This is a genomic window from Marivirga salinae (assembly GCF_030503855.1).
GTDB classification, from domain to species: domain Bacteria; phylum Bacteroidota; class Bacteroidia; order Cytophagales; family Cyclobacteriaceae; genus Marivirga; species Marivirga salinarum.
Genome location: NZ_CP129971.1, coordinates 40304 through 62129 on the forward strand (window position 1 = coordinate 40304; position 21826 = coordinate 62129).

Annotated in this window: 11 protein-coding genes and 1 riboswitch; of the genes, 5 read left to right on the top strand and 6 right to left on the bottom strand. The window is 37.7% G+C overall.

Translation table 11 applies throughout. From position 1 onward, the window contains the following. Positions 1–17: 17 nt before the first annotated feature. Positions 18–121: riboswitch (SAM riboswitch) on the bottom strand. A 243-nt stretch (positions 122–364) separates the two neighbouring features. After that, complete coding sequence (locus QYS49_RS00210) at positions 365–1195, top strand: alpha/beta hydrolase (RefSeq protein WP_308349610.1); 831 nt, start codon at positions 365–367, stop codon at positions 1193–1195. A 204-nt stretch (positions 1196–1399) separates the two neighbouring features. Here QYS49_RS00210 and QYS49_RS00215 read toward each other — a convergent pair whose 3' ends face one another. The 3 genes from QYS49_RS00215 to QYS49_RS00225 form a co-directional block, all read right to left on the bottom strand. Then, entirely contained in the window at positions 1400–2233 is an 834-nt protein-coding gene (locus QYS49_RS00215) for a DMT family transporter (RefSeq protein WP_308349611.1), read from the bottom strand. 61 nt (positions 2234–2294) lie between these two features. Further along, on the bottom strand, positions 2295–3542 hold the full coding sequence (locus QYS49_RS00220; RefSeq protein ID WP_308349612.1) for a DUF819 family protein: 1248 nt from the start codon (positions 3540–3542) through the stop codon (positions 2295–2297). After that, entirely contained in the window at positions 3542–4171 is a 630-nt protein-coding gene (locus QYS49_RS00225) for an NUDIX hydrolase (RefSeq protein WP_308349613.1), read from the bottom strand. Before QYS49_RS00225 ends, QYS49_RS00220 begins: the two co-directional genes overlap by 1 nt. Positions 4172–4549: 378 nt before the next feature. Between QYS49_RS00225 and QYS49_RS00230 the strand changes: the two genes are divergently transcribed. The 4 genes from QYS49_RS00230 to QYS49_RS00245 all read left to right on the top strand — a co-directional run bounded on the left by QYS49_RS00230 (position 4550) and on the right by QYS49_RS00245 (position 20096). Further along, a complete protein-coding gene (locus tag QYS49_RS00230; protein WP_308349614.1) occupies positions 4550–9271 on the top strand; it encodes a BspA family leucine-rich repeat surface protein in 4722 nt (1573 codons plus the stop codon). A 5-nt stretch (positions 9272–9276) separates the two neighbouring features. Further along, a complete protein-coding gene (locus QYS49_RS00235; RefSeq protein ID WP_308349615.1) occupies positions 9277–10194 on the top strand; it encodes a PorP/SprF family type IX secretion system membrane protein in 918 nt (305 codons plus the stop codon). Between the two features lie 534 nt (positions 10195–10728). Continuing rightward, on the top strand, positions 10729–19173 hold the full coding sequence (locus QYS49_RS00240) for a BspA family leucine-rich repeat surface protein (protein WP_308349616.1): 8445 nt from the start codon (positions 10729–10731) through the stop codon (positions 19171–19173). Between the two features lie 5 nt (positions 19174–19178). After that, positions 19179–20096, top strand: coding sequence for a PorP/SprF family type IX secretion system membrane protein (locus QYS49_RS00245; RefSeq protein WP_308349617.1), 918 nt, complete (start codon positions 19179–19181; stop codon positions 20094–20096). A 58-nt stretch (positions 20097–20154) separates the two neighbouring features. On the opposite strand, the gene QYS49_RS00250 is transcribed toward QYS49_RS00245, so the two are convergent. From QYS49_RS00250 to QYS49_RS00260, 3 genes are read right to left on the bottom strand one after another with little or no spacing between them, the layout of a single operon-like run. Further along, positions 20155–20760: a superoxide dismutase gene (locus tag QYS49_RS00250; RefSeq protein WP_308349618.1), complete on the bottom strand. Its 606-nt coding sequence runs from the start codon at positions 20758–20760 to the stop codon at positions 20155–20157. A 38-nt stretch (positions 20761–20798) separates the two neighbouring features. Continuing rightward, entirely contained in the window at positions 20799–21257 is a 459-nt protein-coding gene (locus QYS49_RS00255) for a nucleoside deaminase (protein WP_308349619.1), read from the bottom strand. Positions 21258–21264: 7 nt separating this feature from the next. Beyond that, a complete protein-coding gene (locus QYS49_RS00260; protein WP_308349620.1) occupies positions 21265–21798 on the bottom strand; it encodes a hypothetical protein in 534 nt (177 codons plus the stop codon). Between the last annotated feature and the right edge of the window lie 28 nt (positions 21799–21826).

Genomic DNA, 21826 nt, shown 5'->3' on the forward strand with positions numbered 1-21826 from the left:
TTGTTCATTGTTTTACCGTTTTATATTTCCCTTCGTTGGGCAGGAATTGGCACCTTTCCAAATTGCTTGGGGGTTGCCAGAGGGTCAACGAGCCTGTTCTCTCACCTCATCTATATAAATCGGTCGAAACCGATATGATGCCTCAAATATAGAGACAGCTTTTCTATAATTCCAAATTTGAGTGGGGATTATTTTTGAATTTGCTTGAAATGTTGCTATATATTATCTTGGCACAACGAACTGGGAAGGTTTTGCTAGTCAGGGCAATACTGCAGATTACCACGATTGAGAATTCTTATTTTTTTATACTTTTACAGTTCAAAGATTCGATCTATGGCATTGAATCCAATTTGAAAAGTAGTTTATGAGACATAAATTTTTAAGCATTATACTACTGTTGATAGCCAACTTATCATTTGGTCAAGCATTACCTGAGAAAATTAGCGAAACTGATTTCACTATAGGTAAAATAGTTAATATCAAGTCAAAAATATTGAGTGAAACCAGAACCCTAAATATTTACTTACCTTCAAATTATCAAGCTGACAGTTCAAAAACATATCCCGTGATTTACTTGCTGGATGGCTCAATAGATGAAGACTTTATTCATATTTCTGGAATAGTTCAGTTTGTCTCTTTTCCCTGGATTAATATGATTCCAGAATCCATAGTGGTCGGAATTGCAAATGTTGATAGAAAAAGAGATTTTACATATCCTTCTGAAAGAGAACTTGACCAAGAAGAATTTCCTACCTCTGGAAAATCAGGAAAATTCATAGGCTTTTTGGAAAACGAATTACAATCTTTTATTGATTCATCGTATCGAACAAGCTCCAATAAAACAATAATTGGACAATCCTTAGGTGGATTATTGGCAACTGAAATATTATTCAAAAAACCAGAACTTTTCGACAATTACATTATTGTCAGTCCAAGTTTATGGTGGGATAATGAGAATCTATTGGAAAGTAATCCAAGATCCTATGATTCCAACAAATCAATATATGTAGCAGTAGGAAAAGAAGGTAAAGTAATGGAACGTACTGCTAAGGAACTATTTGAAAAATTAAACAAAAACAAAAATCAAAATACAAAGCTGTTTTACGATTTTTTAGAAGATAAAACTCATGGTGATGCTTTACACATTGCAGCGTACAATGCATTTGAAAAAATATTTGATTCAAAAAATGAGTAATAACAGCCTAAAATCTCGCAAAATACCATTTAAGCAACAGAATTCACGATTCAACTCTATCAAAAGAGAACTCAAAACTAGAATATAAACATGAAATTTATTTAAATAGAGTTAAGGTAGATGTTTGCTAGTAAATTGAATTTTAAATCTTATTATTTGCATTCTTTACTGACTTTAGCTCGAGCTGGGGCTAGCGGTGAAATGTTAGTTTTTATTTTGTGCTTTTTTATTAATCCAATTTCCAACAAATATCAAAGTTCCACCAGTTAAGTAGGCAGCATTGAAGTTTTCATTATAAAGTAATATACCTAACAATATCAAGATAGGAAGTCTAAAATAATCAATTGATATAATAGAACTAATATCATCATCCATCATAGCTTTAGCCAATGTAAAATGAGCAGTAATGGCTGATATTCCCACAATAAGTAAAAATGAAAAGTCTCTTATATTAGGCAAACTAATCTCTGTTATGGTAAGTCCAAATGAAATAGGAATTTGAATTAAGCACATAATGAAAACTATGTCTAAAGGCTTATATTTTTTGGTCAATTTTTTAGTTGAAGCATGAGCAATTGCATAGCTAATAGCAGATAATAATACAATAATTGAGTTAGTATTTATTATTCCAAAACCAGGTCTAATTATTATTAGGACACCGATAAAGCCTAAAATGATACTCATTACTTTAGATTTTGTCATTTCTTCTTTTAAAAAGACAGAAGCAATTATCAATATCCATATTGGTACTGAAAATTCAATAGCGGTTACTTCAGCCAATGACAAATAAATAATCCCTACTATATAGCCGTATTGACCTATTAGGTGAAATATATTTCTAAATAAATGTCCCTTTATAATGGAGAATGTTGGTCTTGATAATTTATTTTTAAAAAATATAAAGATGGTGAGTAATCCAATTAACGATCTAAAAAATATAATCTGAAATGAATTGACATTATCGCTTATTTCTTTAATTCCAATTGTCATAACACAAAAAGATAATACAGAAATCAACATCCATTTTTTAGAGTTCATTTTCGTAATTGCATATAAAAATGGGATTAGAATATTTTGATAAGTTCTTTTTCAAATTCAATCAAACAGCCGCAGCCGCCTGCAACAACAATCCGCAAATGTAGGCTGCATAAGTACCTAAGGCATATCCTAAAACCGCCAAAAGTACTCCAACCGGAGCTAAGCTTGGATGAAAAGCACCTGCTACTATAGGGGCTGAAGCAGCACCGCCAACATTCGCCTGACTTCCTACTGCTACGAAAAAATAAGGAGCTTTAATGATTTTAGCTACTCCCAATAAAACGATTACATGAACTGCCATCCAAATCAATCCTACCATAAAGAATCCGGGATTATCGAATATGGCGGTTACATCCATTAACATTCCAATGGATGCTACCAAAATATAAATCATCACACTTCCTAAGCGGGAAGCGCCTACACCTTCGAATTTTCGGGCCTTGGTGAATGATAAGCCTAAGCCAATGGTGGTGGCAATTACGACCAACCAAAAGAAAGAGGAAGTCAAACTAAATTTATCTAGTTGAGGAGCCACTTCTCCTATCCATGGAGCAATAATATCTGCTCCGAAATGTGCTATACCTGTTGCTCCGAAACCAATTGCCAAAACGGTCATCACTTCCGGCAACGTAGGAATTTTCATAATAGACGCTTGGTATTTCTCTATTCCATTTTTCACTTCTTCAATGGAGGAAGCATCAGCTTTTAATCTTTTATCTAGCTTTTTAGAAATCCCTACTCCGTAAAGTAAAAATGCCATCCAAATATTGGCAACGATCACATCCACGGTAATCATGGTGGCAAATAAATCCTCACTGGCTCCGAAAGTTTCAAACATAGCAGCTTGATTGGCTCCTCCACCAATCCAGCTTCCGGCTATTGTAGCCATTCCTCGCCAGACAGCATCAGGACCAACGCCACCCACAATATCAGGAGCAAAAGAAGATACAATTAAAATTGAAAGCGGTCCTCCAATTACAATACCAACAGTACCTGCAAAAAACATAATGACAGCTTTCTTCCCTAATCTTGCAATGGCTTTTAAATCAATACTGAGCGTCAGTAATACTAATGCAGTCGGCAATAGATAACGGGAAGACACAAAATAGAGATTAGATTCGTCCCCTGATATGATTCCAAAAGTATTAAATAAAGAAGGAATGAAGTAGCATAATAAAACGGAAGGAATGAAACGATAAAACTTTTGCCAGCCTGATTTTTTGCTGGAAGCTGTGATAAAAATGGCTGCCAATATTAACATTAGCAATCCTAAAACTACGGCATCATTAGTGATTAGTGGTTTTTCCATTAGGTATAATGTTCTTTCAAAATTTCTACAAATTCACTTAAAATCATGGCAGTAGCACCCCAAACTACTTTCTCTTCAATATCAAAAAATGGGGCTTTTAATCTAATTTCCTGAGCTACTGTTAGCTCTGTTACCTGCAAAGTATTGGGATGAATTAGGTGTTGTACTTCTGCTTTAAAAATCTGCTCCACTTCACGTGGATCTCTTGTAAACTCAGGCTTTCGATCTAAAATACTGACAACTGGTTTCACTATAAAATTACTAGCCGTTACATTTAAATCAGATAAGCTACCAATCACTTCATTATCTGAAATATTGACTCCAATTTCCTCAAAAGTTTCCCTTATGGCAGTTTCAATTAAATTATCATCTGAATCTTCCATTTTACCACCTGGCAAGCTTACTTGCCCACCGTGAATCCCCTGATAGGGAGGCCTTTGCATTAATGGGAAATAGATTTTTCCTTCATCAGGATAAAGCACAATCATAACCGCTCCTTTTCTTGGAGGCTTTTCATATTGCATTTTAAAGCGCTGACCAATGGGTTGCGCCATCATTTGCTGATGGGCTACATCACCTGGTAGCGGTTTTTGCAGTCTTTCCTGAAGAAAAGCAAGTATATCTTTCATTATAAATTTAAAGCTTTTACGAATCCTATTTTCTTAGGTCATGATTTGAAACTCAAAAACATAGAAACACAATAATACAAAATGAAATGAAGCTTTTGTAAGTGAATCTAAAGGATTTTAAATCTTTATTTATCAATCAAAAATTTTTCCCTCTAAGATTCTTAATTATAAATGATCCAATTTAAATTCTTTTGGTGTGATGTATTTTAAAAGCCCATGCCTAATTCCGTATGAAAAAGACACTTTAGTATTGACAGAAATTAACTGTCTGAATGAATACAACTTATTCATTTTTAACCTTTTATATAATATTTTAATTACTTTTGTAATATATTTACATCTAATTATTTATATTTATAAGACACAAATGCTTTTGCCATGAAAAGACTTTTACCATTTTTCTCGCTCCTACTTTTTTGTGCATTCTTGTCTAGTAATTTATTTGCTCAAAATCCCTTTACTACTACTTGGAAAACAACTGATGGCACTATAACCATCCCTGTTAATCCAGCTGACACTCTTGTCTATAATTATGATATAAGTTGGACTAACCTTACAAATAATGGAGTTGGAGATGGTTCTGACACGGGAATAACCGGCAATTATCCTATTTCTGGCTTGAACAATAACGACACCTATGAAATAAAAATCTCAGGTAATTTTCCAGCTATTTATTTTAATAATGGGCCTGAAAGAAATAAGATTCAGACTATTGAACAATGGGGAGACATAGAATGGGAAACCATGCGAGTAGCATTTTTAGGCTGTAGCAATTTAACTTCTAATGCAACTGATGCACCCAACTTACAAACCACTAAAAGCCTTTTAGGCATGTTTGCCTTTGCTACTTCATTTAACAGCGATTTAAATAATTGGGATGTGAGTAACATAACCAATATGTATGGTGCATTTATCAATGCTACATCATTTAATAGCGATATCAGCAATTGGAATATGGAAAATGTAGATACCACAAGTTATATGTTTTATGGAGCTACCTCCTTTAACAGCGACATTAGTAACTGGGACGTTGGCAATGTGATTAACATGGAATATATGTTTTACAATGCCATTTCATTTAATGGGGACTTAAATGACTGGGATGTTCTTTCTGTTATTAACATGCGCAGCATGTTTCAAAATGCCTCCTCATTCAATAGGGATTTAAGCGGCTGGTATACCTGGAATGTCGAAAATATGGCAAATATGTTTTCAGGAGCATCATCTTTCAATCATTCTTTAGGTACTTGGACTGTCAGCGATGTCACTAACATGTCTGGAATGCTTGACAATAGTGGATTATCTAAAAGAAACTATGATGCTACCATAATAGGATGGGAATCTGATTTTGGCACACCTTCAAATATTACCTTAGGTGCTGCTGGATTAACTTATTGTAATTCATCCGATAGTCGTCAGACATTAACTGGAACATTTTATAATTGGGTAATCAATGGAGATGCTTTGGATTGTCAGCCTTTTGTAACTACCTGGCAAACTGCTGATAATTCTATAACCATTTCTACCGATACTTCAATAGGAACCTACTTTTATAATATTACTTGGGAAAACCTCACAACTGGAGCCATAAACTCTGCAACCCAACAAACTGGCGACTACACAATATCCGATTTAACGAACGGGGTGAATTATGAAATATCCATTACAGGTGATTTTCCAAAAATAGACTTCGGAAATGCATTTAATGAACGTAGCAAAATCCAAAGCATTGATCAGTGGGGCGATATAGAATGGGCTGATTTTAGTCAATCCTTTTACAATTGTGTGAATCTTACTTCCAATGCACCAGATTCACCTCTCTTAACCAATGTTACTGATATGTCCTCCATGTTTTCAGGTGCTACATCATTTAATTCCTTTAATGATGATTTAAACAATTGGGATGTGAGCAATATAGAAAATATGAACAGCATGTTCCGTAATGCTGAGGCATTTAACAGTAATTTAAGTGGCTGGGATCTTCGTAATGTTAGTGATATGGGTTCAATGTTTAGCGGTGCGACTTCATTGGATAATTCCGCTGGTTTAAGTTCATGGAATGTGAGTAATGTCAATTTATTGGATGGATTGTTTTCAGAAGCCACCTCATTTAATGCCGATTTGAGCTCCTGGGATGTAAGCAATGTGACTGATATGGGTTCTATGTTTAGCAATGCATCTTCATTTGAAAGCGATCTTAGTTCTTGGGATGTGAGGAATGTGACTGATATGCGCTCAATGTTTCGTGGTGCCACATTATTTGAGAGCGATTTAAGTGACTGGAGTGTCAGCAATGTATCTGACATGAGCTGGATGTTTAATAATGCAACAAATTTTGACAGCGATTTAAGTAATTGGAATGTTGGGAGCGTTACCCGAATGAACGCTATGTTTGCAGGAGCCTCATCATTTAATAGTGATTTAAGCAATTGGGATGTACGAAATGTTGTTGAAATGTCTGCTATGTTCAAGGACGCCACTCTATTCAACAATGACTTAAGTAATTGGGATGTTTCAAAGGTGAGAAATATGGCCGAAATGTTCAGGAACGCTAATTCATTTAATCAAAGCCTGGCAAATTGGGACATCAGTTCAGTTAACAATCAGTCAGAAGGCCTTAGTGATTTAAGCTTTATGCTAACAAATTCCGGGCTTTCAACATTCAACTATGATGCCATCATAAAAGGTTGGGCAACTTTATCTGCAGGTGAAACCCAAATCCCCACAAACATTACCCTGGGTGCTGATAATCTGAATTTCTGTTTTTCCATTGATGAAAGATTACAATTAATAAACAACTATAGTTGGAATATTATTGATTCTGGCCCTGACTGCCCTACTCCTGAAACCCAAGCTTCTAATATCATTTTTCCGGACATCGCACATTCTCAAATGAACATTAGCTGGGAAAACGGAGATGGAGCCAACAGATTGGTACTTGCAAAACAAAATAATGCGGTAGATGCTAACCCAGCTGATTTATCAACTTATGTGGGTGATGCAATTTTTGGTGAAGGAGATGAAATTGGAAATGGCAACTTTGTGATCTACAATGGTGCTGGAAACGGTTTAACTATCACAGGACTTGATGAAGGCACTTTTTATCATTTTCAAGTATTTGAATATAATGGAGAAAATGGTCTTGAAGCGTATAATACCTCAACCGCTAACGACAATCCCGCATTCGAAAAAACCTTAGCTACTCCTGTCATAACTTCCTTCACGCCAACAACTGCTATCAAAGATGACTCTGTAAGGATTAAAGGAGAAAACTTCACCGATGCAAGTACTGTCAGCTTTGGAGGAACAGAGGCCACTTTTTTTAAGGTGGTTTCAGACTCTGCAATTACAGCTGTTGTGGGAGATGGGTCTTCAGGCGATGTTGCAGTGACCACTTCCGGTGGTACCGCTACGTTAGATGGATTTAATTTTATATTTGCTCCAATCATAGATGCTTTTTCACCTACCATTGCTGCTGAAGATGATACTGTCACCATTACAGGTTCATATTTTAATGATGCAAGCCTAGTAAGTTTTGGTGGAACAGAAGCCTCTTTTTTCACTGTGGTTTCAGATTCTGTAATTACGGCAGTCGTTGGAAATGGGTCTTCAGGTAATGTAGCAGTAACCACTCCTGGTGGTACCGCTACATTGGACGGATTTAATTTTATCCCTGCTCCAATCATAGATGCTTTTTCACCTACCATTGCTGCTGAAGATGATACTGTCACCATTATTGGTTCATACTTTAATGATGCAAGTCTAGTAAGATTTGGCGGAACAGAAGCCTCTTTTTTCACTGTGGTTTCAGATTCTGTAATTATAGCTATTTTAGGACCGGGTTCCTCAGGGGACGTATTAGTGAACACTCCTGGTGGTACTTCTACATTAGAAGGATTTAATTTCATTCCGGCCCCAATAATTGATGCTTTTTCCCCTATAACTGCTTCTAAAAATGATACTGTTACCATCACCGGTTTAAACTTTAATGATGCAAACCTTGTGAGCTTCGGTGGAACGGAAGCTTCTGATTATACAGTAGTTTCAGCAAATGAAATAAGTGCGATTGTTGGTGCCGGTGCTTCAGGGAATGTCCGAGTAAGGACTCTGGGCGGTACTGCCACATTAGACGGATTTACTTTTACAAAGACCGAAATAGCTGTATTCTACTCTGATAGCAACCCAATTACAAATAATCAGTCTGAATCTATAGATTTAGGAATTAGATTTCCTGACGAAACATTAGAAAGACAATTTACAATTCAAAATACAGGCACCGGTGACCTTGCCATATCTAGTATTACCTCCTCTGATGCAGCATTTGAGGTATTAAATATACCGGATTCGATTGACCCTGGATCTTCTGCTCAATTTACTCTATTATTCAATCCTACCGATTTTAAAGTATATGAAAGCAATATCACCATCAATAATAACAGTATAAACAATTCGGAATTTAATTTTACAGTGAGTGCCGAGTTTTCAGACCTCAATATCATTGACTTTGAAACAGACTCAATCCTAATTTCAAATCAGGATGTAAATCTTGGTACTACATTCATTAATCAGAATATTGATAAGAACTTTGTAATTGAAAACCAAAGTTCAAAATCAACTATAGAAATTATAAGGATAATAGTAGACAATCCTGTTTTCCAAATTATAAATGCCCCAATATCAGTAGCTCCGTTATCTTCAGAAAACTTTATTGTTCGGTTAAATGCTACTGCAGTAGGTGATTATAATGGTACCGTTACTATCATGACTACCAAAAATGACTTCTCTTTTAAAGTGGCTGGGAAAGTGTTACCAGAAGCCTCTACGGAAATAAAAGTTTTCAACGTGATAACGCCTAATGGAGACGGAAGACATGATTTCCTTCAGATTGAAAATATAACTGAATACCCGAATAATAAAGTGAGTATTTTCAACCGCCTGGGTAATAATGTATTCGAAATCAATAATTATGATAATTCTTCGCGCATTTTCGAGGGTATTTCCGATAATGGAAAAGAGCTGCTGACAGGAAATTATTATTATGTAATAGACAAGGGGAATGGAGATAAAAGAATAAGCGGGTTTTTAGTTATTAAAAGATAATCGGGATGAGAAATATTTATAAATTATTACTGTTTTTTATTGTACTAGCTCCCCTCAGTCTAAAGGCTCAGCTTGATCCACTCTATAATCAGTATTTCTTTAACCAGTCGATGATCAATCCTGCCTACACAGGCGTGAACAATATTTTTAATGCAACTGCCATCAGCAGGGCACAATGGGCAGGAATAGAAGGCGCACCTACCACTAATACTTTAAACGTGACCAGTTCGGTCTTCAAGAACAAGGTAGGCGCAGGTGCCACAGTTATTTATGACACTTATGGTATTAATAGTAATACCGAGTTCAACATGGCTTATTCCTATAAAATCACCACAGCTACCGGAGATATTTTTTCTATGGGATTACAAGCTGGCTTGGTGAATATCAATTATAACTATGACCGATTAACGCTGCAATATATAGATGATATCGTGCTTTCCGACCCACAACAAAGTGTGACAGAGGAAAATATCGGAGTCGGATTTTGGTATATGAGCAAAGAATATTATGTAGGTCTTTCTGTTCCCAGAATGCTCGATATCAGGGTAAATGATGGAGGCACTGAGAGTACTCGCTACCGAAGACATTACTACCTAAGTGCAGGCTATGTTTTTGACCAACTTTTTGCACTGAAATTTAAGCCTTCCATTTTATTGATGTACATGGATAACAATAATTATGCATTGGACTTAAATGCTTCCTTTCTATTGAATGAAGCCATATGGCTTGGGGCATCCTTCAGGAACTTTGGTACTGTAGGTTTAAATACTCAAATGAAAGTGGGAGAAACGCTCAAATTAGGATATGCCTTTGAACTGCCTGTAAATAATACAGCTCTCACTGGATTTGGAACTCACTCACTTATGGTCTCTCTTGACTTGGAATTATTCGACAGACATGGATTAGGAAGAAGGTTTTTTTAAAAGCTAATGCGCTGGCAAAATTCCAAAAAACAGCGCTATAAACAGTTTCCCACAAAATACTGACTACTGATTTAAGGATTCAGTGATTGAATTGAATGTCACTTCATCCTGAAACCAACTTAAGTCCCTTGATTTAATACTAAATTAATTGTAACACCCACATCTTAATAAACGAAATTTAGAAGCTTAAAATCTGCTAACCTGAGTTCGATAAATAATCCATTAATCCAGTTGAAAAATGAACTGCTTTTCAGCAGAATTTATAATGACTATTTTTTCATTGCTTCAACTATCATTCTAAGTTTTATCCTGCAAAGTAAAACAAGAGCTTCGGACAATAAACCACGGACTTCGGACAGTAAATCAGGGTCTTCGTCCTAGATCGGTATTCTACATGATAAATAATCACTTACTTTCCTAAAGGATTAAATGACAGCTTTTGACAGCAATTGCTTCAAACCAATTGTTGGAGAGAGACTACTTTAATTCTAATCAAATCAAGTATTTATATTTTCTTAAATGATATAAATTAAAATGAAAAAGTCATTATTCATTGCCTGCTTATTATTCATGTCTTTGGTCTGTAATAATTCAGCCTTTGCACAAACACCTACTATCACAAGTATTTCTCCAAGCAGTGCCGCTTTAGGGACAAATATCACCATTATAGGTGCAGGTTTTAATGCTTCAGGACCCAACGACATTTTCTTTGGCTCTGTGAAGGTGACTGCCAACGCTAATGCTGCGGGTACAGAGGTAGTCGTAAAAGTTCCTGCTGGTGCCTCATCGGTTACACCACTAGTAGTGCGTAACAATGCTACAACGCTGCAGACTAGTTCCCTGAAATCAACAACACCTTACTTTACCATAACTCATACTCCTGCTTTACCAATAACAACGGCTAGTTTCACCGAAACAAGGTATGATGTTGGAGGATTTCTTTCAGTAGTAGCCAGTGGAGATTTTGACAATGATGGATATGTGGATATGGCTACAGGCTCTGGGACATCCGTGGTAAATATATATCTTAATAATGGACTTGGAGGCTTCTCATTTACCACAGCATTACCCCTAACTGGTGCTAGTGGTGCAGGGGGGATATCAGTAGGAGATATGGATGGAGATGGAAACTTAGATCTTGTTGTTGCTAAATCTGGTACGGGTAACCTAGATCTTTTTAAAGGAAATGGAGATGGCTCTTTTTCAGTTTTGTCGAGCATAGCTGGTGTCACTGGTGGAACTGGCGGAATAATCATGGAAGACTTCAATAATGATGGTTACCTTGATTTAATAAGCAATTCTTACAGTACCCTTTATGTACATATTGGAGATGGAAGTGGAACCTTCACAACCAGCGCCCCAAGAAGCCTTGCACCAGTAAGTAATCCAGGAGGGGGATTCCAATCCGCTGATATTAATAAGGACGGCTACCTTGACTTGATCATACCCGGTGGAAATGGAACAAATTCAGTACTTGTATTACTTAATAACCAAGATGAAACATTTGGTAGTACTTTACTATATCCAACTGGAAATAGTGCTTTCAGAGTTGCTGTGGGCGATTACAATGGAAATGGAAATGTAGATCTGGCAGTTTTAAGCTATTTAAGCGAAAATATTACTGTTTTAGAAGGTGATGGAACTGGTGATTTTACTCCTTTCACAGGTAGCCCAATAAATGTGCCAGGTACAATTTTAGGGCTATCACAAGGGGACTTTGATGGTGATGGCATAATTGATTTAGCCATTGGTGGAAATACAACAAACTCAGTACCATTGCTAAAAGGGGATGGTCTTGGAGGCTTCGCTTCTTTTCCAACTTTTCCATACAGCGTGCCATCTGGTCAACCCAAAAGTATATTATCTAGTGACTTTAATAATGATGGAGTAGCAGACATTTCATTTTCTGGTACCAATGGATTCCATGTCATGCTTTCTCCACCAAGCTTTAGAACTACTTGGATTACAACAGATAGTGAAATTACCATTCCTACTCAAGGCACAGGCTATAATTATGATGTGTTTTGGAACAACCTCACTAATCCAGGAGTGGGAGATGGCCTCATTACTGGACAAACTGGCAATTACACCATTACAGGCTTAGCAAACGGTGATACCTACCAAGTGCGTATTAGAGGTGATTTTCCACGAATTTATTTTAATAATGGCACGGAAAAAGATAAAATAAGAACTATCGAAGAATGGGGAAGCATTGTTTGGGGCCCGATCCTTACTGACTCTTTTTATGGCTGCAGCAACTTGATCAGCAATGCAACAGATACGCCTGACCTATCAAGTGTTACGAATATGACCACCTTCTTTAGAAATGCCACTTCTTTTAATAGTGATATTAGCCAATGGGATTTATCTAATGTCAATTTCATGAGTGGGATGTTTAGTGGAGCTTCAGCTTTCAACAACGGTGGACAACCCCTGACTTGGGGAAGTAGGGTAAGCAATATAGTAACGATGAGTGGTGTTTTTGAAAATGCGACCACTTTCAACCAAAATATAAATGATTGGGATGTGAGTAGCGTCCAGAATATGTCCCAAATGTTTCTTGCTGCCTCCAATTTTAATAATGCAAATCAGCCTCTGATATGGACAACCAATGGTGGAACAGTAAATGTTAATAACATGATCAACATGTTCTTAAATGCTTCTAATTTCAACCAAGACATAGGATCTTGGGATGTGAGCAGCGTTCAGAATATGAATGGTATGCTGACTGGTTCAGGTTTAAGCTCAGTGAATTATGAAGCAACCTTGGAAGGTTGGAGTAGTCAGACTCTTCAAACAAGTGTGCAACTTGATGCTATTGGAAAAATTTATTGTTCTCCCTCTGCTATTACAGCGCGAGCCAATATAATTTCTACTTATGGCTGGACAATAAATGATGGTGGCGTCTGCGAACCAACAAGCCAAGCAAATACTATTGTAGCCTCAAACATAGGCGCATTGAAAGCAGATATCAGTTGGACTAATGGAAATGGAACTAGCCGGATCGTAGTAGCTAGGGAAGGGAGTGCTGTCACAACCAATCCATCTGATCTAACTACTTACGCTGCCAATGCAAATTTTGGTAGTGGAACCGAACTAGGATCAGGCAATTATGTCGTATATAATGGAATTGGCAATAACTTCACCGTAAACAACTTAAATCCTGGGTCTGTATATCATTTTAGAGTATATGAATATAATGGCACAGCAAGTGACGAAAATTACAATTTATCCACTGGCACGGTTAATCCTGCAGCAGCAAGTACTCTAATTCTTCCGGAAATTACTGACATTTCACCACAAAGTGCTCCTATAGGAACACTAATCACAATATCTGGTTCCGGTTTTAACCCCTCAGGCCCAAATGATATTTTCTTTGGCCCTTTGTTAGTCACAGCCAATGCTAATGCTGCCGGTACCGAGGTACTGGTGAATATACCTGCCGGAGCTTCATCGGTTACCCCCGTGGTCGTGAGAAATAATGCCAACGGGCTGCAAGCAAGTTCTATCAGTTCAAGCACTCCCTTATTTAATATAACAGTAGCCGGCGGACTTCCGGTAACTACTACTAGATACAGAACCACTGAATATGCTACAACTTTTCAATCATACGCAATTGCAACGGGAGATTTTGACAATGATGGCGATGTAGATATCATCACCGCTGACAGAACAAATTTCAATGACATCATTCAGCTTCAGGTGAACGATGGAAATGGAGTGTTTACAAATGGAACAAGTATCCCCTTAATTGAGGGCAGCGTTATGAATCTGCAAGTGGGCGATTTAGATGGAGACGGTAATTTAGATATTGCAGCAGGAAAGACCACCACCAGCCCTCTTGAACTTTTCAAGGGCAATGGAGATGGTACCTTTACCGCATTCCCTTCACAGCCCTTCTTTTCTACTGTAACCAGTGGCGGAACAGGTCTTGCCATAGCCGATATGAACAAAGACGGCAATATGGATATTATTACTGCCAATGCTTTGGATGCAGTTTCCGTACTGTTAGGAGATGGAGCAGGTAATTTCGCTCATGCCTCTTATTCTCCTTTTGTTCCTTCCGGATTAGGCAATCATACTGATTTAAAGGTAGCCAATTTCAATAATGATGGTTTTCTGGATATTGTCCTACTTGATGATCAAAATGAACAGGCCCATATCTTGCTATTTAATAGCGTCACAGAACTATTTGATACACCTATTTCCTTTACAACAGCAGTAAACCCTTTCAGAGTAGTTGTTGGTAATTTTGATAGCGATGCCAATGTTGACTTAGCCATTCTAAATATTGCTACTCCTGTAGTTGAAATCTATTCCGGCGATGGAGCGGGTAATTTTTCAGCTTCAGGAAGTCCTGTCTCAATTGACACTACCCCTTTGGGCATGGTTTCAGGAGATTTTGATGGGGACGGTATTACAGATCTTCTGCTAGGAGGTGGCACCAGGACAACTTTTCCCTTACTGCAGGGAAATGGAACCGGAGGAGTAAGTTCTTTCAGCACATTTCCAATGAACGTTTCTCCAAGTCAACCTTATGGAGTAATTTCAGCTGATTTTAATAATGATGGTTATGCTGATCTGGCAGGAGCAAATCGAACTAGTAATTCCTTTACAGTTTCACTCTACATCAAGCCGGTAATCACTTCCTTTGCCCCCACTTATGCTGACATAGGTGAAACGATTACGATTATAGGAGAGGATTTTACGGGTGTCACTGCCGTTAATATTGGTGGAACTCCTGCTGAATCATTTACTTTTGTTTCTGACACTGAAATAACTGCAGCGGTAGCTGCCGGATCATCCTCTGGCGCAGTTGAAGTCACTACTCCGGATGGAACTGCCATTTTAGACGGTTTTATGCTTAATCCATTCGTAACCACTTGGGTTACTGATAATGGGGGTATAATTATCCCTACTACGGGTGGTGGTTACAATTATGATGTGACTTGGTCCAATCTTACGAATCCGGGTACCGGTGAGGGTTCACTTTCCGGTCGAACAGGAAATACTTCCATATTCGGACTGGCAATCGGAGATGAATATGAGGTGAGAATTTCAGGAGTTTTTCCCAGGATTAATTTCCAGAGCAGTACTTTTCAAAATCAGGGAAAAATTAGAAGCAATGAGCAATGGGGAAACAATCCCTGGACCAGCATGGAAGGAGCTTTCTCCAGTTGTCGGAATATGGTCATAAATGCCCCTGATTCACCAGACTTGTCTAGTGTCACCAACTTGAGTAGCATGTTTGTAGGTGTTCGTGATGAGAATGCATTTACCAATACTGACCTGACTGTTTGGGACGTAAGCACCATAACTGATATGAGTTATATGTTCAATTTTGCCTGGTACTTTAATCAGAACATCAATAACTGGAATGTGAGTAATGTAACCAATATGGCTTTTATGTTTGGCGGAACTTACTATTATAATCAACCATTAAATGATTGGGATGTAAGCAATGTGATTAATATGGAGCTCATGTTCTTTGAACTCTTGCTCTTTAACCAACCGCTCGACCAATGGGATGTGAGTAATGTACAGTTCATGAACGGAATGTTTTCCTATACCTCAGTATTTAATCAACCATTAGAAAGCTGGGACGTGAGCTCTGTCACTAATATGCAAGAAATGTTTGGTGGCGCAGAAGCATTTAATCAGCCTTTAAACGGTTGGGATGTAAGCTCTGTAACCAATATGAGCTTGATGTTCGAATATAACGATGGTTTAGGCTATAATCAGCCATTAGATAATTGGGATGTAAGTAATGTTACTGAGATGTGGCGTATGTTCACTTTCAATCCTAATTTTAACCAAGACATCAGTGGCTGGGACGTAAGCAACGTAACCGATATGTGGCAAATGTTTCGACAGGCTACCGCTTTCAATCAGAACCTAGGCACTTGGGATGTTGGCAATGTCACTGATATGGGTAGTATGCTAGACAACTCCGGATTATCTGCTGCAAATTATGATGCAACATTGATAGGTTGGTCAAATTTACCCAGCTTACAATCTAGCATAAGCTTGGGTGCATTAAACCTTAATTATTGTACTGCGAGTACTGAAAGACAGATTTTGACCAACGCACCTAATAATTGGACCATTACCGGAGATAATGAGGCTTGTGATACACCCTCGGAGGCCACTGATATTATCTTTTCAAATACTGGATTAAACCAAACAGAGGTGAGCTGGACGAACGGAGATGGCAGCAATAGAATAGTAATTGCTAAAGCGGGCTCGATGGTAGATGCCACTCCTGTTGACTTAAATACTTATGCAGCGAATGCCTCTTTTGGGACCGCAGGTACCGAAATTGGTATAGCTAACTTCGTGGTATATAAAGGAAATGGCAATAATGTCATCGTTACAAACTTAAATCAAGGAGAAACCTATCATTTTCAAGTATTTGAATACAATGGACCTTCGGGACTGGAAGCTTACAATACAGACCCTGCTGCCAGCGGCAACCCTGCTTCTGTAACCACTTTCCTTCCTCCTTCTTTTACTTCTTTTTCTCCGCCATCTGCTGCTGAAGGTGAAATTGTTACGCTTATGGGTGATAACTTTACAGGAGCTACTTCAGTCATCTTTGGAGGGACCCCGGCTACATTTACGGTGGTTTCCGATTCGGAAATAACTGCTACTGTTGGTTTAGGTTCATCCGGTAACGTGGAAGTATCTACTCCGGGTGGCACTGTAAATCTATCAGGCTTCACTTTTATCCCTGCCCCTGTTATTAGTTCCTTTACCCCTGTTTCAGCGGCTGCAGGTGAAACGGTAATTATTCAAGGAACCAACTTAACTAACGCAAGCGCTATCGTGATTGCTGGCGTAAATGTAACTAATTTCGCAGTAAATACTGATAGTCAGATAGCGGCAGAAGTTCCAGCCGGAGGATCAACATCTGGCATCTCAGTAACGACTCCTGGTGGTACCGTTTCTAGTACTGGCTTCAATTATGTAGCTACGCCTGAGATAGACATTTTCGAGGGTGCTTCTAATTTGGCTACAAATGCCACCTTAAATTTTGAAGACATTCTAGAAGGTACTAGTAGCTCTAAAATCTTAACGATTGATAATCCGGGGGTTGATGACTTATTGATTTCTGATATTCAATTGACTGATGGCACTGCTTTTACAATATATGGAATAACATTGCCTACCACCATCGCAGCAGGAACTTCAGCTGATTTTACCCTTACATTCTCCAGTGCAGTAGTGCAAAGCTGGAATGATGTGGTCTCCATCAGCAGTAATGACAGTGATGAAAATCCTTTTAATCTGAATTTAGAAGGAACCATCATTCCAACACCAGTTCCCGAAATTGAGGTGAGCAATGCTTCTGTAAATTTAGCTTCTAATGATGTGATTAGTTTTTCTGAGCTCTTTCAAAATGACGCTTCTGATCAAGTGATCACTATCACTAATTCTGGAACAGCTGACTTAGTAGTCTCTGCTATTGAATTGACCACTGGCACTGCTTTTACGGTATCCGGAATAACATTGCCTGCCACGATCGTAGCTGGAACTTCAGCAGATTTTACCCTGACATTTTCCAGTTCAGTAGTGCAAGGTTGGAATGATGTACTCTCCATCAGCAGTAATGACAGCAATGAAAATCCTTTCATTTTGAATTTAGAAGGAACAGTGATCCCAACACCTGTTCCGGAAATTGAAGTGAGCAATGCTTCTGTAAGTTTAGCTTCTAATGATGTCATTAGTTTTGCTGACCTGGTTCAAAATGAATCTTCTGATCAAGTGATCACTATCACTAATTCTGGAACAGCTGACCTAGTAGTCTCTGCTATTGAATTGACCAATGGAACTGCTTTTGCGATATCTGGAATAGCATTGCCTGTCACAATCGCAGCAGGAACTTCAACAGATTTTACCCTGACATTTTCTAGTGCAGTAGTGCAAAGCTGGAATGATGTGCTCTCTATCAGCAGTAATGACAGCGATGAAGATCCTTTTATTTTGAATGTAACGGGAACTATAATTCCACTCCCAACTCCTCAAATAGAGGTAAGACAGCAGTCTGAACTAATTAATGGAGTAGTACAGTTTGGTACTGTCGATGAAAATAGTGATGCAAGCTTGACCTTTGAAATTCTCAACTTAGGAACTGCACCTCTTGCCATAAATGCCATAAAAAGCAGCTCTGATAAATTCTCAAGCTCTGGCATTAATTTACCAGTAAGCATAATCGCAGATGAGTCAGCATCTTTCGACTTAATCTTATCGACCAGTCAGGTGGGAAATTTCGAATCAACCATTTCCATTAGTTCCAATGACCCGAATCAAGAGGTTTTCTCTTTCAATGTTAGAGCCATTGTTTCAGGGGGTAGAGCTGTAATCATTATCACTAACCCTGATAACTCCACAGATCGAATAGTAATCTCTGATGAGGATGTAGATTTAGGGCAAACAAACTTCAATCTAAACATTGTAAGGCTTTTTGGGATAGAGAACCTGAGTGATACAGAAGAGCTCATTATTGAAGATATCACCACCAACAATCCACTTTTTACTATTTCTGAGATACCAAAACTCATTCAACCAGGGGAAGTGGAACAGTTCTCTCTGACTCTTAACTCCAAGAAAGTAGGTTTAAATAGAACTACCATAACTGTTACTAGCAGTATTAATGACTTCTCTTTCAATGTGATTGCTGAGGTGATAAGCGAAGAAGAGCCACAGCTAGTTACCTATAATTTAGTTACGCCAAATGGGGACGGAAAACATGATTTTCTTTTCATTGAAAATATTAATCTATACCCAAATAATAATGTCAGCATTTTCAACAGACTGGGCAACAAGGTTTTTGAGATCAGTAATTACGATAATACGACTCAGATTTTTGAAGGAATTTCAAGCAACGGCCAAGAGCTGATTACCGGTAACTACTATTATGTGATTGACAAAGGCGATGGCAGCCAAAGGATTAGTGGATTTTTACTTATTAAAAGATAATTGAGATGAAAAAGATTTATAAAATAGTATTGTTTTTTGTAGCCCTTGCTCCGCTTGGTCTTAAGGCGCAACTTGACCCCCTCTACAACCAATACTTTTTTAATCAGGCGATGATCAATCCTGCCTACACTGGCGTGAATGATATTTTCAATGCTACGGCCATTAGTAGAACACAATGGCTGGGAATTGATGGGGCACCTACTACCAACACCTTAAATGTAACCTCCTCTGCCTTTAAAAATAAAGTGGGGCTTGGGGCTAATATTATCTATGACACTTACGGCATCAATAATAATACGGAATTCAATCTAGCCTATTCCTATAAAATTGCTACTTCGCTTGGTCATGTGTTCTCCATGGGTTTACAGGCCGGGATTGTCAACTATAATTATAATTACGACCGACTCACTTTACAATATGTAGATGATGTGGCACTCTTAAATCCAGAGCAAAATGTAACCAAAGAGAACTTTGGAGTAGGATTCTGGTATATGAGCAAGGATTACTACATCGGATTATCAGTCCCCAGAATGTTTGATATCAAGGTAAATGATGGAGGCACAGAAAGCACCCGATATAGAAGGCACTATTACCTAAGCGCTGGTTATGTTTTTGACCAACTTTTTTCCATCAAGTTTAAGCCTTCTATGATGTTAATGTACATTGACCAAGACAATTATGCACTTGATCTAAATGCTTCAGTTTTATTGAATGAGATTATCTGGCTGGGCACTTCTCTACGGAATTTTGGAACTGTAGGATTGAACACACAAATGAAAGTAGGGGAAACGCTAAAACTAGGCTATGCATTTGAAATGCCACTCAACAACACTGCTCTGATCGGCTTTGGTACTCATTCCCTAATGGTATCTCTAGACTTCGCGTTGTTTGACAGACAAGGATTGGGAAGAAGATTTTTCTAAAAAAAAGAGGCTGTAAATTAATAATCTACAGCCTCTTCATTAATAATTTATTTAAGGATTATTTCCCTGCTTCATATCTTTTAGATACTTCATCCCAATTAATTACATTAAAAAATGCAGAAATGTAATCCGGACGTCTGTTTTGATAGTTTAGATAATAAGCGTGTTCCCAAACATCAAGCCCTAAAATTGGAGTTCCTCCACATCCTACACCTGGCATGATCGGGTTATCTTGGTTTGCAGAAGAACAAACTTCTACTTTCCCGCCTGAATGAACACATAACCATGCCCATCCTGAACCGAAACGTGTAGCGGCAGCATTCGAAAACTCTTCTTTAAATTTATCAAAAGAACCATAAGCTGCATTTATTGCGTCAGCTAAAGCTCCTGAAGGCTCACCGCCTCCATCTGGGCTCATTACAGTCCAAAATAATGAGTGGTTATAATGACCGCCTCCGTTATTTCTAACTGCTTTGTTATCACTATTATTTTTAAGCAACTCTTCTAAAGACTTGCCCTCCATATCTGTTCCTTCAACAGCGCCATTTAATTTAGTAACATATCCGTTGTGATGCTTTCCATGGTGAATTTCCATAGTTTTTGCATCTATATGTGGTTCTAAAGCATCTTTTGCATATGGTAATGCTGGTAATTCAAAAGCCATAATATTTATAAATTATAGGTTAAACATTAATTAAAAATTCAATTCTTTTTATTTCTCATTTTAGCAAAAAAATCATCTATCAATTTTTTACTTTCCGTTGCCATCAATCCACTTTTAACTTTCGTTTTTGGATGAATCATATTTGGATTTATTTTTGTAAATCCTCTCTTTTCATCGGCTAATGCAAAAACTATCTGATCAATTTGTGACCAGTTTAAAGCACCTGCACACATTCCGCAGGGTTCCAAACTAACATAAAGCGTACAATCCGTTAAGTATTTACCGCCCAAATGATTGGCAGCTGAAGTAATCGCCAACATTTCTGCATGAGCGGTTACATCATTCAACTTTTCAGTTTGATTGTAGGCTTTTGCAATGATTTTTTTCTGACAAACAACAACAGCACCCACTGGAATTTCTCCTTCTTCATAGGCTATTTCAGCTTGACGAAGTGCTTCCCGCATAAAGTGCTCGTCAGAATTAACGGTGAGTTCCATTTTATGTTTACCGAAATTTAGTGGTTTTGAACATTTTTTGAGCAATTGGTTGCCATTTGGATTTCAAATAAGGTGGGCATGAAAAACTGATAGTTACCAAACCATTTTTATGAATTGTATATAGTAGATAGGTAAAACGTTGTTCTGCAGACCGATTACCCTCAACATCTGGCTTACCATCAAACTGATAGGCAGCAAATTCTTTTCCATTTAATTCAACCAATTCTTTTTGAGAAAAATCTATCTCTTTAAACAAGGGAGGAATACTAGAGTCATAAAATTCCTTTAAAAGCGATACATCTCCATCTTGCCAAAAGGTTGGTGAGGCAGTAATAGTGAATTCAACAGCTGATTGCTCATCAGTCATGGCTACATCTGGAATTCTAGCACCTAAAAACTTTGCTGAAAGTTCTTGTTGCGTCATCTGCTGAAGCTCCGTAGAAACTTCCATGCTAAGATAATCAGTAAGTTTTTGTTTTTTCAAAACAGGTTCTTGCACTAGAAAAACCATCAAAAATATTAAACCGATAGATTTAATCATTAAGTATATTATTTTAAATCAATTAAAA

Coding starts and splice junctions, on each gene's coding strand:
- QYS49_RS00210 (WP_308349610.1), top strand. CDS start 365: ATGAGACATAAATTTTTAAGCATTATACTACTGTTGATAGCCAACTTA.
- QYS49_RS00215 (WP_308349611.1), bottom strand. CDS start 2,233: ATGAACTCTAAAAAATGGATGTTGATTTCTGTATTATCTTTTTGTGTT.
- QYS49_RS00220 (WP_308349612.1), bottom strand. CDS start 3,542: ATGGAAAAACCACTAATCACTAATGATGCCGTAGTTTTAGGATTGCTA.
- QYS49_RS00225 (WP_308349613.1), bottom strand. CDS start 4,171: ATGAAAGATATACTTGCTTTTCTTCAGGAAAGACTGCAAAAACCGCTA.
- QYS49_RS00230 (WP_308349614.1), top strand. CDS start 4,550: ATGAAAAGACTTTTACCATTTTTCTCGCTCCTACTTTTTTGTGCATTC.
- QYS49_RS00235 (WP_308349615.1), top strand. CDS start 9,277: ATGAGAAATATTTATAAATTATTACTGTTTTTTATTGTACTAGCTCCC.
- QYS49_RS00240 (WP_308349616.1), top strand. CDS start 10,729: ATGAAAAAGTCATTATTCATTGCCTGCTTATTATTCATGTCTTTGGTC.
- QYS49_RS00245 (WP_308349617.1), top strand. CDS start 19,179: ATGAAAAAGATTTATAAAATAGTATTGTTTTTTGTAGCCCTTGCTCCG.
- QYS49_RS00250 (WP_308349618.1), bottom strand. CDS start 20,760: ATGGCTTTTGAATTACCAGCATTACCATATGCAAAAGATGCTTTAGAA.
- QYS49_RS00255 (WP_308349619.1), bottom strand. CDS start 21,257: ATGGAACTCACCGTTAATTCTGACGAGCACTTTATGCGGGAAGCACTT.
- QYS49_RS00260 (WP_308349620.1), bottom strand. CDS start 21,798: ATGATTAAATCTATCGGTTTAATATTTTTGATGGTTTTTCTAGTGCAA.